The sequence below is a fragment of the Paenibacillus sp. GD4 genome, assembly GCF_030846225.1.
Taxonomy (GTDB): Bacteria; Bacillota; Bacilli; order Paenibacillales; family NBRC-103111; genus Paenibacillus_G; species Paenibacillus_G silviterrae.
Genome location: NZ_JAVCYK010000001.1, coordinates 1,584,723 through 1,598,839 on the forward strand (window position 1 = coordinate 1,584,723; position 14,117 = coordinate 1,598,839).

At 55.1% G+C, this 14,117-nt stretch carries 12 protein-coding genes and 2 pseudogenes; 5 read left to right on the forward strand and 9 right to left on the reverse strand.

What is annotated here, in order from left to right:
• Positions 1 to 137: 137 nt before the first annotated feature.
• The 8 genes and pseudogenes from phnE (RAC89_RS07475) to RAC89_RS07510 all read right to left on the reverse strand — a co-directional run bounded on the left by phnE (RAC89_RS07475) (position 138) and on the right by RAC89_RS07510 (position 7,694).
• A complete protein-coding gene (gene phnE, locus RAC89_RS07475) occupies positions 138 to 884 on the reverse strand; it encodes a phosphonate ABC transporter, permease protein PhnE (RefSeq protein WP_372516719.1) in 747 nt (248 codons plus the stop codon).
• Between the two features lie 63 nt (positions 885 to 947).
• A pseudogene (gene phnE, locus RAC89_RS07480) lies at positions 948 to 1,745 on the reverse strand (phosphonate ABC transporter, permease protein PhnE); the annotation flags it as partial.
• Positions 1,742 to 2,512 (reverse strand): phosphonate ABC transporter ATP-binding protein, encoded by a 771-nt coding sequence (phnC, locus tag RAC89_RS07485; RefSeq protein WP_284641611.1) that lies wholly within the window; start codon positions 2,510 to 2,512, stop codon positions 1,742 to 1,744. The gene phnC and the pseudogene phnE (RAC89_RS07480), both read right to left, overlap by 4 nt.
• Positions 2,513 to 2,633: 121 nt before the next feature.
• Positions 2,634 to 3,428 (reverse strand): lipid II flippase Amj family protein, encoded by a 795-nt coding sequence (locus tag RAC89_RS07490; RefSeq protein WP_284641612.1) that lies wholly within the window; start codon positions 3,426 to 3,428, stop codon positions 2,634 to 2,636.
• 195 nt (positions 3,429 to 3,623) lie between these two features.
• Positions 3,624 to 4,397 (reverse strand): ABC transporter permease, encoded by a 774-nt coding sequence (locus tag RAC89_RS07495; protein WP_306612764.1) that lies wholly within the window; start codon positions 4,395 to 4,397, stop codon positions 3,624 to 3,626.
• Entirely contained in the window at positions 4,390 to 5,313 is a 924-nt protein-coding gene (locus tag RAC89_RS07500) for an ABC transporter ATP-binding protein (RefSeq protein WP_306612765.1), read from the reverse strand. The genes RAC89_RS07495 and RAC89_RS07500 overlap by 8 nt, the downstream gene beginning before the upstream one ends.
• Before the next feature lie 98 nt (positions 5,314 to 5,411).
• Entirely contained in the window at positions 5,412 to 6,236 is an 825-nt protein-coding gene (locus tag RAC89_RS07505; protein ID WP_306612766.1) for a uroporphyrinogen-III synthase, read from the reverse strand.
• Between the two features lie 396 nt (positions 6,237 to 6,632).
• Positions 6,633 to 7,694 (reverse strand): TRAP transporter substrate-binding protein, encoded by a 1,062-nt coding sequence (locus RAC89_RS07510; protein ID WP_306612767.1) that lies wholly within the window; start codon positions 7,692 to 7,694, stop codon positions 6,633 to 6,635.
• 139 nt (positions 7,695 to 7,833) lie between these two features.
• On the opposite strand from RAC89_RS07510, the gene RAC89_RS07515 reads away from it, so the two are divergent.
• From RAC89_RS07515 to RAC89_RS07525, 3 genes are all read left to right on the forward strand, one after another.
• A complete protein-coding gene (locus RAC89_RS07515; RefSeq protein WP_306612768.1) occupies positions 7,834 to 8,406 on the forward strand; it encodes a hypothetical protein in 573 nt (190 codons plus the stop codon).
• A 124-nt stretch (positions 8,407 to 8,530) separates the two neighbouring features.
• Positions 8,531 to 10,153: an ATP-binding protein gene (locus RAC89_RS07520; protein WP_306612769.1), complete on the forward strand. Its 1,623-nt coding sequence runs from the start codon at positions 8,531 to 8,533 to the stop codon at positions 10,151 to 10,153.
• A gap of 14 nt (positions 10,154 to 10,167) precedes the next feature.
• Complete coding sequence (locus RAC89_RS07525) at positions 10,168 to 10,911, forward strand: response regulator (protein WP_306612770.1); 744 nt, start codon at positions 10,168 to 10,170, stop codon at positions 10,909 to 10,911.
• Between the two features lie 8 nt (positions 10,912 to 10,919).
• Here the strand turns inward: RAC89_RS07525 and RAC89_RS31645 are convergent.
• A pseudogene (locus RAC89_RS31645) lies at positions 10,920 to 11,078 on the reverse strand (amidase); the annotation flags it as partial.
• A gap of 222 nt (positions 11,079 to 11,300) precedes the next feature.
• Between RAC89_RS31645 and RAC89_RS07530 the strand changes: the two are divergent.
• Together RAC89_RS07530 and RAC89_RS07535 are read left to right on the forward strand one after the other, a co-directional pair.
• Positions 11,301 to 12,728 carry an NAD-dependent malic enzyme gene (locus tag RAC89_RS07530; RefSeq protein WP_306612771.1) on the forward strand — a complete coding sequence of 476 codons (1,428 nt, stop codon included), beginning with the start codon at positions 11,301 to 11,303 and terminating at the stop codon, positions 12,726 to 12,728.
• Between the two features lie 15 nt (positions 12,729 to 12,743).
• Entirely contained in the window at positions 12,744 to 14,057 is a 1,314-nt protein-coding gene (locus RAC89_RS07535; RefSeq protein WP_306612772.1) for a dicarboxylate/amino acid:cation symporter, read from the forward strand.
• The last annotated feature ends 60 nt before the right edge of the window (positions 14,058 to 14,117 follow it).

The following is a 14,117-nucleotide window of genomic DNA, read 5'->3' on the forward strand; positions in this document are numbered from 1 at the left end:
TCTTGGTTAGAAGTCCTACTATTATATATTAAAACGCTTACATATGGCAATGTTTTAAGCAGGTGAAGCGAAACGAGGCGGCTAAGTTGAAAAAAAGCTTTCCCCCGGACCTGGATCCGGGAGAAAGCTATCCTTAATTATACAAGTCGTTTGCGAATATAGCCGGAAATGAGATCGATCAGCGTGACCATTACGATGATTCCCAGCAGAATGATCCCTACCCGCGGCCATGCACGCGCCTCTAAGGCAAACAGCAGGGGCGTACCGATTCCCCCCGCTCCGACGATACCTAGAATGGAAGCCGAACGGATATTGATTTCAAAGCGGTACAACGAGAAGGAGAAAAATTCCGGCAGCACCTGCGGTATGACGGCAAACCACAGCACCTGCAGCCGGTTCGCTCCGCAAGCGGTCAGCGCCTCGGTCGGCCCGAGATCCATGTTCTCGATCGCCTCCGAGTACAGCTTCGCGAGCATCCCGATGGAGTGAAGTCCAAGAGCCAATACCCCGGCATAAGCGCCCGGACCTACGGCCTTGATGAAGATGATCGCCATCACGATCTCCGGGAACGTACGGATACAGCTGAGAATGAATTTGCCGCTGCCGGTTACGGACTTGAATTTGCTCATATTGTTAGCTGCCCAGAAAGCGAACGGCACGGCCAGAATCGCCGAAATGAACGTGCCGAGAATGGAAATCGCGAGCGTATCCAGCAGACCGCGCAGCAAATCCTCGCCCTCGGGAATGTACACATAGGCCCAATCCGGGTGGAACAGCCCTCTGACGATCGCTCTGGAGATTTGTCCGGCTGTCTCTTTAATGCCCTCAAATTGAATGCCGGTAAAGGACCATGCATACAAGGCGAAGATGATAACAGCCACCAGCCAGAAACGGATGCGGAAGCCGGAAGGCTTGCTTGCCGTTGCCGCCGAGGTCGATTTGCCGTAAAGCAAGTATTCGCGAATCCGCGTACTGATATAATCGATGACAATGACGACGATCAGAGTGACCAAAATAATTAACGACGCGCGGTCATATCGGAGCTGGTTGAGCGAGCGGTCGAGAAGCAGACCGATCCCTCCGGCGCCTACCAGACCGAGAACTGCCGCTGCACGAACATTGACCTCAAAAGTATAGAGCAGATAAGCCAAAAACTGAGCCAGCACCTGAGGCACGACACCGAACTGAATCCACTGTATCTTATTGGCGCCGACGGCTGTCATCGCCTCCAGCGGTCCCGGATCAATGGCTTCGATGGACTCATAAGTCAGCTTGGCGATCAAACCGAACGAAAAGAATACGATAGCAAGCACACCCGCTAAAGGCCCCAAACCGAAGATCGCTACGAAAATCGCCGCGAACAGAAGCTCCGGAATCGTACGGATCAGGTTGAGAATGAACCGCGCCGGATAGTAAAGCCAAAGTGCCTTCGTCACATTGCCCGCCGCCAGGAAGGCAACCGGGATCGCAAGGAGCGCACCGAAGGTCGTTCCGATGACGGCCATTTGGATCGTCTGCATCATCGGCTTAAAGATGACGTCAATATAGCTCCAATCGGGCGGAACCATGTCCGCCAGAAGCTTGCCCATTTCCGGCATGCCGGTGATCAAATCCGTAAGAGTCGCCTCCGTCTTGAAGGCGCTCCAGACCATCAGCGCCAGGAGGATCAAGATGGTAACATAGGTTTTGGTCCGCGGCGGCTTCCTTAGCGGGGCGGACGAGGAGAGCGCGTTAGGCTTGCTCACGCTTCCACCCCCAGCAGCTCATCCTTCTTAATGGCGCGTCCGTAAATTTCGGAGAATTTCTCATCCGTCGCTTCCGATACCGGACCGTCGAACACCACTTGTCCCGCACGAAGACCGATAATCCTTGTGGCATACTCGCGCGCCAGGTCGATAAAGTGAAGATTTACGACTGTCGTGATTCCAAGCTCCTGATTAATGCGCTTGAGGTCGTCCATGACCTGGCGGGTCGTAAGCGGGTCAAGCGAGGCAACCGGCTCGTCCGCAAGAATGATCTTTGCTTCCTGAGCCAAAGCGCGCGCAATGGAAACCCGCTGCTGCTGACCGCCGGACAGCTCATCCGCCCGGGCGTATGCCTTCTCGCGGATATTGACACGCTCCAGCGCCTTCAGCGCGAGCTCGACATCATGCTTAGGGAACAAGCCCAGAAGGGTTCGCAAGGTTGAGTGATAGCCGACCCGACCTGACAATACGTTCCGAAGAACGGAAGAACGCTTCACAAGATTGAAGTTTTGGAATATCATCCCGATATCCCGGCGCAGATGCCGAAGATTGACGCCGGAGGCTGCCGTGATGGATTTTCCGTCAATCAATATTTGTCCATCGGTTATTTCATGCAGGCGGTTGATCGAACGAAGCAGGGTCGATTTCCCCGCGCCGGACAAGCCCACGATCACTACGAATTCCCCTTTATTCATCTTCAGGTTAATGTCCTTCAGACCTACTGTACCGTTGGGATATACTTTAGAAACGTTCTTAAATTCAATCATAGCGTACGAATCCCTTCTCAATTGAAATGGCCAACATTCTATGATTCGACACGAATCGCACATTTCCTCTTTGCACAGTACATCTTTACTAAACATTAACTTTGCCTTTTTATGCCATAAGTCACAGCCATCCGACGGCCCATACGATGAGGTAGGCACCGGGAAGAAGCAGCACTTGTGCGAGCAATGTTCCAAGCAGTCTGGACAGCATCAACAGCCCGAACATTTTGTTCATCTCGGTCAAATGCGACGGGTCCGACAGAGCCCGGTCCGTCAGCAGGGCCACCTGAGGATCGATCAGCAGTGTCAGCAGGATGGTCGCAATCCCGTTGATCAGCCCTGAGGACTGGGAGGCCGCTGTAGCGGATGCGGGAACCAGATAAGATGCGTACAGCGCCGCAAGCACACCCACGGTATAAATACCCGATACTAGGGTATTCAGCAGCAGGAGCCTCTTCGGAATCCCCCCGATGCGCAGACGGGACAGCATCTCGAGCCGGGGCCGGCGTAGATGAGCCTGCACGTGCCTCAGCTTCCGGACGGTTACCCCGTGCAGCATTTGCGGCATGGAGCCCGCAGCCTCCAGATGCGCAACCAGCCGCATGGAGATAAAGACAGCTGTAGGAAAAAGCAATATGGCCAGGATGGTTCCTACGGAAGCGGAGCCGATTATAAAATGGAGCTGTGTCCTTAGGTCCATTCCGATGCCGGCTTTTGCATCATCGATGATGCTGCCGGAGAGCGCACCCTGAAGCATGTTCGACGTACGAGCTACTATGAGAATAATCCCGGTAATCGATAAAGCAACGGCTAGCTTGCCGGCCCTCACACCGGCCAGCCTGACGGCATAGCCTAACGTTTCAGCCAAATGGATGACGGCCGTTAAGCAGCAGATGATCAGCAGCTGCCCCGTCATACCCCGTTCACCCAAAAGAAGACTAACATGGCTACCTCTCCCTTATATCATGTCAAGTCATCGGCCGAGCGATTCACAGCTTCCTTCAATTGTTGCGCCTCGAGCTAGAGGACCGTGGAATACGCGAGTGCCCCTGATGCGAAAAACGAGATCTGTCCCGGCTGCCGCCGAAAGAGGTCTCGTTTGTTCATGGGGTTAGGCGCCTGCTACGTCTCGCCGCGTAAAGATCAGCCAGGAAATTGCATAAAATAATATCCAGTAGACGACCAGCATCGTAACGGAAAAACCCAAGGTCATTCCCGGCACGATCGGCTTGCCCCCGGAGAAATAGGGCGTCAGGTCCGTATTGGCAAACAGCACGTATTTCACCCAGGTATAGTTGAGTCTCGCCATAGCCGCCACAATGGTAGTTGCCGTAAACATCAGGAAAATCGAGATGCCGATCGCCAGCGAGCTGCTGCGGAACACCGTTGAGATCATGAAAGCCATCGTTGCGGCCATGACGATTTGGAGCGTCTCCAAGCCGTAGCTCCCCAGCAGTTCCCCTACGCTGAAGCCCGGATTCAAAGGTCCGCTCACTCCGAAGAGCAGCAGTCCCGTAAAGTAGGAAAATACGAGCACTAGAATCAGCTGAACGATTAGAAACAGCAGTACCGCGATATACTTGCTCAGCAGAATCTTACTGCGGGATGCGGGTCGAATCAGCAGCAGCTTGATCGTTCCCCAGCTGAATTCGGAAGCAACGATGTCCCCCGCCAAAATGATCGTAAAGATAAACACCAGCGACGACAAGCTCACCGCCATATCCATGAAGGTCAATACATGCCCGATGCCGGCATTGATCACGAATTTCAGCAGCGCCCCCAAGGAGATGACCGAAAGAACCAAAATAGCCAGCATGATCCAGGTTCTTAGGCGGGCGTAAATTTTTTGCTGCTCGTTCATCACGAGCCGAAGCAGACTAGACAATTTGATTCCCCCTCGTCACTTCAAGGAACTGATCCTCAAGGGTTTTGTTTCGGGAGCGAATGGCATACACCCGAATGCCGTTCTTGACCAGCTGCTCATTCATTGCGGCTACCGCCTCCCGACGGTCCGGCAGCAGTACGACCAGCTCAGAGCCGTTCTCAATCCGTCCTTCTGCGGAAAGCAAGGCCAGCGCCTCCTCCGGACGGTCCACCTCGAAGCCGATTTCCTGCAAGCCTCCCGCTGCCGGTTCGTCACGGAACGAGCGTACGTCCAGCAGCCTCCCGTTCTGGATAATGGCGACGCGGTCGCACATCAGCTCCATCTCCGAGAGCAGGTGACTCGAGACGATTACCGCCAAGCCCTCCTCCCGTGCCAGTCTGCGCAAATAATCCCGCAGCTCGCGGATGCCTTCCGGATCCAGACCGTTCGTAGGCTCATCAAGAATGAGCACGGAGGGCTTATGCAATATGGCCTGCGCGACCCCAAGCCGCTGCCGCATTCCAAGGGAATAGGTTCTTACTTTATCGTCAATCCGGCTCTCCAATCGAACTAGGCGTATTACCTCATCCAGGCGCTCCGGAGTAACTCCTTCGTTCATTCGGGCAAAATGCTGCAGGTTCTGATAGCCCGACATAAAGCCGTAAAACTCGGGATTTTCCACAATCGCACCGACATGCCGCATCGCTTGCTCGAATTGGTTACGCACGCTTATGCCGCGAATGGTTACTTCGCCCTCGCTCATCGTAATCAAGCCTACCATCATGCGGATGGTTGTCGTTTTCCCTGCCCCGTTCGGCCCCAGAAAGCCGAATACCTCCCCCGGCTTGACCTCGAAGGAGAGCCCGTCCACAATCGTTTTGCCGCCGATTCGCTTCGTTACGCCTTGCAATACTACCACTGAAGAAGTATCGTTCATTAGACCTCCTGCATCAAAAAGAAAAGGATATGGTTCCTTCCCATGATTAGGAAAAGTATACCATACCCTAAGGTTAGCACCAAGCGTATCGCCTGATGCTATTCCGCAGCTGACTCCGCCGCGCCGGCGTAATATTTGGCTAAAGCAACGATCATGCTTCCCATGCGTTCTTCCTCCGGCGCCACAACCCGCCCGATCCCTTCCTCCCGAAGCGCCTCGGCCGTAACCTTCCCTACGGCCACGGCTACTACGCGGTCGCGGAAGGCTGCAACGACCCGGTCCGCAAACCCCTTCTCCCTTGCGTAAGCCATCAAGAACCGTACCTGGGGCGTGCTGGTAAAGGTAACGGCATCCACTTCATGCTCAAGTACTTCCCTCAGAAGCGTATCGACAACGGCGAGCTCCGGCGGTACGTGAGCATACGGCAGGATTTCATAGTAGTCCGCCCCCTGCTCCCGCAGCCAGCCTACCAGCTTCGGCGCATGGTCTCCATAAAGCTGCAGAGCAATCCGCTTCCCTGTTACTTGATAAGGCTGCAGAGCTCTGAGTATGCCGACGGTCGTACCGTCATCATCGCGGACTGTGGGCTCGAGCCCCAGCGATTTTAAATATTTGACCGTCTTGTAGCCTCTTGCGGCAAGCTTCGTTCGGCTCAACGCCTCAATAAACTCCGCTTCCTTGCCGATGGCCGCAGCCGTCTGCACCAGCATCTCCGTCCCGACGCCTGTCGTCAGAATCACCCAGTCCGCGCCGTGCTCGATCAGCCTCCTAACCTCGGCGGCTACCTTTTCCTGCTCGGTTGTGACCGTCCCCTGCGCCGGCCGCACCAATGGGATTCCGCCAAGCTTCTCTACGATCACACTGAGCTCGGCGGCCTTGCGCGGTCCCGTCAAAGCGATTCGTTTGCCCTCTAGTCTGGACATGCGGGTTCCCCTCCTTTATCCGTTGTTTGCCATGTCAGTTTAAGTAACATTATTAACTAGTACTATACCTGATGAGGTGAAAAGCGACAATTCAGCATATTTTATCGAGTTCATAAGAAAAGCTTTTATTAATATTCAGGCAAACGCTCCAAAATTAACAATAACGGATTTTCGAGGTTCTATTTGGGCATTGTAAGGGCATCCGCGCTAAATAACGGATTTCGAAGGTGTTATTCTTGGGCAAACGGCTCGACAAACTACATTTTTCATGATGTTTCCCAGAATAACTCCCCGAAAATCCGCTATTTCGATTTACAGCCCCTTTCACCGTAAAATAAGTCCCTCAAAATCCGTTATCGGCCCGAGGCAACTGGCCCAAATTAAACGCCCCAACGTTCAATGTCCCTCGTACTTGTCCTGAAGTTTCCGGATTTCTCCGATCAGGTCGCGTCCGATCTCCCTCTCAAACTGATCATACAGTGGCTCCCAAGCTTTTCTCCACTCCGTCCGCTCTTGCGGAGTTAAAGTATGAATTTCTACCGAGCCGGCGGCCTTAATGTCGTTCCATTGCCGTTCATTCATCCGAATCGCATTCTCGTTCGCCCATGCGGAAGTCTCCGCCATCGCTTCTCTGATGCCTCGCTGCAGCTCCGGAGGGATTTGCGCCCAAAACTTCTTATTCATTAATACGGCATAGCCTAAATAGCCGTGATTGCTTAATGTCATAAATCGTTGAACCTGATAAAATTTTTTAGTGTAAATATTTGAGATGGTATTCTCACCGCCATCGACCAGACCCGTTTCCAGACCGCGGTACACGTTATTGAACGGCATCGGAACGGATTTGACGCCCAGCAGCTTGAATTGCTCCTCAATGACGCGGCTTGGGATGATGCGGAACCTCTGATCCTGAAAATCCGACGGCTGCCGAAGCGGACCCTGGTTCGAGGTCATTTGCTTGAAACCGTTGCCCCAGTAGGCCAGTCCGATCATGTTCTTCTTTTCCAGCCTGCTGAAGAGCTGCTGCCCGATAGGACCTTCCATTGCTTCCTTCACTGCCTCTTGGGACAGGAAGGCGTAGGGCAGGTCCATGACCAGCCAAGAGGGTACATGCTCGGACAGATGCGAGGTCGAAGGAGCAATCATCTGGATCTCCCCGCGCATCAGCGCTTCCACCTCTCCGGCTTCCGCATACAAAACCCCGTTCGGGTAAATTTCCACCTTGACGCGATTGCCCGTTTTTTCCTTGACCAAATCGGCAAACCGCTGCGCGGCTAACCCCTTGGGGGTGTTCTCGGCAACAACATGGCTGAATTTGATGATAAGCTCATTTCCGTACCCTTGCTGCTCATCGTCCTGCGGGACGGATCCCCATGTAAATGCAGGATAGAAGCCGATGAATAAGGCTGCGGTCAAGCCGAGCAAAACAAAAACAAGGGTTCCTGCCCAAGGCCTCATGTCGCCACCCCCTTCCCCGGCAGTCTGTGTGCTTGTGGTATCAGTATACAACAAATCGCCCCAAGGTATAGACGCATAAATTATTCTCGAAGAAACAGGCCATCCTAAGAGTAAAGGCAATGAAAGGGGCGTATGATGCATGACACGGCGGTTATTTTTTCTCCATAGCAGTCTGGCTCTACTCCTCCTGTTGACAGCTTGTGGAGGTAATACCGGGGGCGGCTCGGGCAAGGCATCCGAAGGGGGCGGCGGGCAGCAAGCGCAAAGCCAATCCTCCGGCAGCGAAGACCCCGTTAATAAAGAGCTTCAGCTCTATATGAAGATGTATCAGGAAATTAAGAAGCATGAGCAGGAGCGGGAGAAAAAGCTGCTGGAGGCCGATAAGGCACAGCTGAAGCAAATGCTGAAGAATCAGCAGGAGACGCTGGAGCGCGAGGTCGAGGAAGAAGAAAAGGTTCGCACGAAAAGCGGAATCACGATCTATGGCAGAAGTCCGGAAAAAGAATTCGAGCAGGAGAAGAAGGAAGAGCAGCAAAAGGGCGAAGGAAAGAGCGGCAGCATGTACGGCAAGGAACAGGCTGGAGATCAAGGCTCGGCAGGCGGCGGCGGTGGAGCTGAGGGAGGCAAGTCCGGCGGTGGGGGACAAGGCGGAGACAGCGGCGGCGAGTCGAAGCAAAAAGACAAATCCGGCGGCGGGAAACAGCAGGACTAACCCGTCGAGACATAAACAACCGTGCTTGCGACGGCAAGGGCGGTTGTTTGTCGTATTTTCAATAGAGCGCATGCTGTTGTATGATGATACCAAGATTCCGTCAGGATAAAGGAGCCTCCAGCTCATGCTGCAGCGTTTACGGATTAATTGGAAAATCGCGATTCTCTCGTTCGGCATCGTGCTCTTCGCCTTATGTATCGGCGGCACGATCCTGCTCGGCGGCATCGTCAAGCTGAAGGAGGAGGAGCTCGGCCGCCGTCTGCTCGTGACGGCGCGAACGGTTGCGGCGATGCCGGAGGTCACGGCCGGCCTTGCCGACCCGGCGAAGCGCGCCGGACTGCAGGCGGCCGCCGAGCGCATCCGCATCATCAACGACGCAACGTATGTCGTCGTGATGGATATGCATCGGGTGCGGCTGTCCCACCCGATCGAGCGCATGATCGGCACCGTCTCCACGGGGGCCGATGAGGGCTCTGCCTTTGCCGAGCACACGTACGTGTCCAAGGCAAAGGGGGAGCTCGGCACGGCGCTGCGCGCGTTCGTGCCGATCATGAGCGCCGAGCATGAGCAGATCGGCGTCGCGCTTGTCGGGCGCATCATGCCGACACTTGGGCAGGTTGTGCTGGAGCAGTCGGGCCAAGCGTACATCGTGCTGCTGCTTTCGCTGCTGTTCGGGCTTTGGGGCTCCTGGAAGCTGGCCGGGCATATCAAGCACCAGATGTTCGAGCTGGAGCCTCACGAGATCGCGAGGCTGTTCGTCGAGCGCACCGCCACCTTCAACGCGATGCACGAGGGCGTCATCGCCATCGATAAGGACGAGAAGGTGACCGTCTTTAACGAGAAGGCCAAGCAAATGCTCCGTGTCGAAGGAGAAGTCATCGGACAGCCGATCCGCGACGTCATACCGGATACGCGGCTTCCCGAAATTTTACAGCTGAACCACCCGATTTATAATCAGGAGCTTACTATCGGCACCGCTCTTATCGTGAGCAACCGTGTCCCGATAAAAGTCGGAGCGAATACGGTCGGAGCCGTCGCCATCTTCCAGGACCGCACGGAGGTGACCCGCATGGCGGAGGAGCTGACAGGCGTCCGGGCTTTCGTCGATGCGCTTCGGGTACAGAATCATGAATACATGAATAAGCTTCATACGATCGGCGGATTGATTCAGCTGGGCAATAAGGATAAGGCCCTGGAATATTTATTCGAGGTGATGGAGCAGCGGGAGGAACTGACGCGTTTCCTAAGCCGAAGGTTTAAGGATGACAGCCTGACAGGACTGCTGCTGGGCAAAATCAGTCGCGGCCGCGAGCTGGGCATCGAGGTGGAAATTGATCCGCAGAGCCGGCTGGAGCAGTTCCCGGAACGGCTGGATCATCATGATATGGTCATTCTTATCGGCAATCTGATGGAGAACGCGTTCGATGCCCTTCAGACGGTGCAGCGGGACAAGCGGGTATTTGTAAGTATGGAGCAGGATGACGACGTGCTGTCCTTACTGGTGGAGGATAACGGCTGCGGCATGGAGGAGACGACGAGGGGACGGCTATTCGAGCGGGGCTTCACGACGAAGGGCGGACCGGGGCGCGGGATCGGCCTTCACCTCATTGCCGGTATCCTGGAAAAAGGCGGCGGAACGATACGAATCGACTCCACGCCCGGGGAAGGCTCGTCGTTTATGCTGACCTTCCCTATGCATTCCCTGCCTGAAGATCAAGCCGGTAATCCGGATCCATCTGCTCACTAGGAGGAAACCAAGCTATGCGAACGATAGATGTGATTTTGATCGAGGATGACCCGATGGTGCAGGAGGTCAACCGCCAGTTTGTCGAACAGGTGGAAGGCTTCCGGATCGTCGGCGTCGCCTCAAGCGGCGCCGAAGGAATCGAGCTGGTCCGCCGGCAGCAGCCGGAGCTGGTGTTCCTTGATATCTTCATGCCGGTGCTGGACGGGTTACAGACGCTCAGGCAAATTCGCAGCGAAGCTCTGGCGGTCGATGTCATCGTGATCAGCGCGGCTAACGATATGACGACAATTCAGCGAATGCTTCATCAGGGAGCGGTGGACTACATCATTAAGCCGTTCAAATTCGAACGGGTAAAGCAGGCGCTCGAGCACTACCGGAGCAAAAAGGAGGCACTGGAGCCCCGGGAGGGAAGCACCTTATCTCAGACGGAGCTGGACCGCTTACTGTTTGGACAAGCCGGTACGGGTAAAGACAAAACCGGGCTTTACCCCAGCTTGCCCCCGTCAGCTCAGGACCCTGCCGCACTGCTTCCTGATCTGCCTAAGGGACTGCAAGCAGCCACTTTAAGGCAGATTGTGCAGTACGTCGTTCAGCAAGGAACGCCTCTATCGGCTGAGGAAGTAGCGGAGGGCGTCGGGATCGCCCGCGTGACGGCAAGACGATACCTCGACCATTTGGAGAAAAGCGGCGTCTTCCGCCTCGACCTCCAGTACGGCGTGGGCCGCCCTGTGAACAAATACGTGTATACAGGGCGGTAACAGCCCCTTTAAAGAAACGGCGGCACCCGATGCTTGGTGGCCTGCTCGTATGCGTAGGCGATGGCAATCAGCACCGGCTCGCTGTAGCCGGTGCCGACAAAGGTCACGCCCTGCGGACCATTGATCGCGTACCCTCCGGGCGCAATGATTCCGCTGTCCAGCGTTCCGCTCGTCTCCTCGCTTCGCAGCAGGCGGCTTTGCCCGTATCGCAGCGCAGTCTCACTTCATATACAACCCGAGCCGGCGGCCACTGCTTCAGTAGTTCCTTCCTCTTCCTCTCCCCTGACCAAAATGATCAAAACAACCATTATGTTCTAATGATTCCCTTCTCCTCTTGAAAGCGATATCATGGGTCCACAGACAAAGAACAAGGTTAGGAAGTGAACCCCATGTCCATTCCATCAGGCGCACATACCAGTATCATTCTTCGGCTTGAGCTGAATAAAGAAACCGCATCCTTCGCTCAAATCGCAGCAGCGATCGGGGAAACCGGCGGCGATATCGTTGCAATTGACGTCAACCGATCCGATAAAGAGACCACCGTGCGCGACATTACCGTAAACGTCTATGATCAGAAGCATACCGACCTGATCGTACAAGCGGTCAACGCCGTTCCCGGCGTCAAGGTGCTTCACGTCTCGGACCATACCTTCCTGCTGCATATCGGCGGCAAAATCGAAACGACGCCGAAAACGCCGATCAAAAACCGCGACGACTTGTCGCGTGTGTATACTCCCGGCGTAGCCCGAGTATGTATGGCGATCCATGAGAAGCCTTCGCGGGCCCATTCCCTGACGATCAAGCGCAATACGATCGCCGTCGTATCCGATGGCTCCGCTGTGCTGGGACTCGGCAATATCGGCCCGGAAGCCGCGATGCCCGTTATGGAAGGCAAGGCTGTTCTCTTCAAGCAGTTTGCCGGCGTAGATGCCTTCCCGATTTGCCTCGACACACAGGATACGGAAGAAATTATCCGCATCGTGAAAGCGCTTGCGCCTACCTTTGGAGGCATTAATCTCGAAGACATCTCCGCTCCGCGCTGCTTCGAGATCGAGCAGCGGCTGATTGAGGAACTCGATATCCCTGTTTTCCATGATGATCAGCACGGTACCGCTGTAGTTCTGCTGGCCGGTTTGATGAATGCCGTGAAGCTCGTCGGCAAGCGGCTCGAGGATTGCAAAATCGTCGTATGCGGCATCGGCGCCGCCGGCACCGCCTGCTCGAAGATATTGCTCGCTGCAGGGGTCCGCAACCTGATCGGCGTGGACAAAGCCGGTGCAATTTCCAGCGGCCAGTCCTACGACAATCCCGCATGGCAGTGGTATGCGGAGCATACGAACCCGGAAGGCCTCACCGGCCAGCTGTCGGATGTTATTGCCGGCGCGGATGTATTCATCGGCGTTTCCGGTCCGGGTGTCCTGAAGACGACAGATCTTCAGCGCATGGCTAAGGACCCGATCGTTTTCGCGATGGCGAATCCTACACCGGAAATTTTGCCGGAGGAAGCCGAGCCTTATGTCCGGGTTATGGCTACCGGCCGTTCGGACTACCCGAACCAGATTAACAACGTCCTCTGCTTCCCAGGCATTTTCCGCGGCATTCTCGATTGCCGTGCCTCCCGAGTCACCGAGGAAATGAAGCTCGCCGCCGCCAAGGCTATCGCCTCTGTCGTTAGCGACGAGGAGCTGAACGAGTATTACATTATACCTAGCGTATTCAATCAATCGGTCGTCGAGAAGGTCCGCGAGGCCGTTATCCAGGCTGCCTACGATTCCGGCGTCGCCCGCAAGCAGGCAGCTACTACCAACACGAGATAAATGGAGGGATTCCAGGTGAGAATCAACCTGAAAAATTTGACTGTGCAGGTGCTCATCGCCATCGCGATCGGTATTTTAGTCGGACAGTTTTTCCCCGCCTTCGGTGTGGAATTGAAGGTATTAGGCGACATATTTATTAAGCTGATCAAAATGGTCATCGCCCCCATCGTCTTCTTCACGATCGTCATCGGCTTCGCCGGTATGGGCGACATGAAGAAAATCGGGCGCATCGGCGGTAAAGCGCTGCTGTATTTCGAGATCATCACCACCTTCGCCATGGCGATCGGCATCGCCGTTGTGATGATCGTACAGCCGGGCGCCGGTATCGACACGAGCAAGGTTGGCGCCAAGGCGGCCGATGTAGCGAAATATACGAAGCAGGCGGCCGAATCTCCTCACGGATTTATGGACTTCTTAATGAGTATCATTCCGGATAACGCTATCGCCGCTCTATCCAAGGGAGAAATGCTTCCGGTGCTGTTCTTCTCCGTCATGTTCGGTCTCGCTCTTTCCATGCTGGGTCCGAAAGGGAAGCCGGTTACCGAATTTTTTGAGAAGCTCAATGAAGTATTCTTTAAGCTGGTAGGCATCATCATGCGTTTCTCCCCGTTCGCGGCAGGCGGCGCAATGGCTTACACCATCGGGAAGTTCGGCCTTGGCTCCCTGTTCTCACTCGGTAAAATGATGGCAGCCACCTACCTTACTATGTTCCTCTTTATCGTGCTGATCCTCGGTACGGTTGCGAAAATCTATAAGTTTAACTTGTTCAGCCTGCTGCGTTTCATCAAGGATGAAATCCTGCTCGTGCTCGGTACGTCCTCTTCGGAATCCGCCCTGCCGCGCTTGATGGATCGCCTTGAGAAATATGGCTGCTCCAAATCCGTAGTCGGCCTGGTCGTGCCGACGGGCTACTCGTTCAACCTGGACGGCACCTCCATCTACTTGTCGATGGCCGCTCTTTTCATCGCTCAGGCATACGGCATTGAGCTGACGTGGATTCAAATTCTTACCGTGCTCGGCATTCTGATGCTTACCTCCAAGGGCGCCGCCGGCGTCACCGGCTCCGGATTCATTACCTTGGCTGCGACGCTGACGGCCATCCCGGGAACACCGATTCCTGTGGAAGGCATGGCCCTCCTGCTCGGCGTAGACCGCTTCATGTCCGAGGCACGCGCTATCACGAACCTGATCGGCAACAGCGTGGCTACGGTGGTCATCGCCAAGAGCGAGAAGCAGTTTACCGGCCTGCAGCCGGAAGGGGCACTTGCCGACGCCGATGCTTCTTATGTAAGCACAGGCGGCACAGCGATGACGCCATCCGTCGAATAACACAGCAAGAAGACCCGGCAGCCCCCTGCCCGGGTCTTCTTGCTGTGTTTGGTCCTCCCG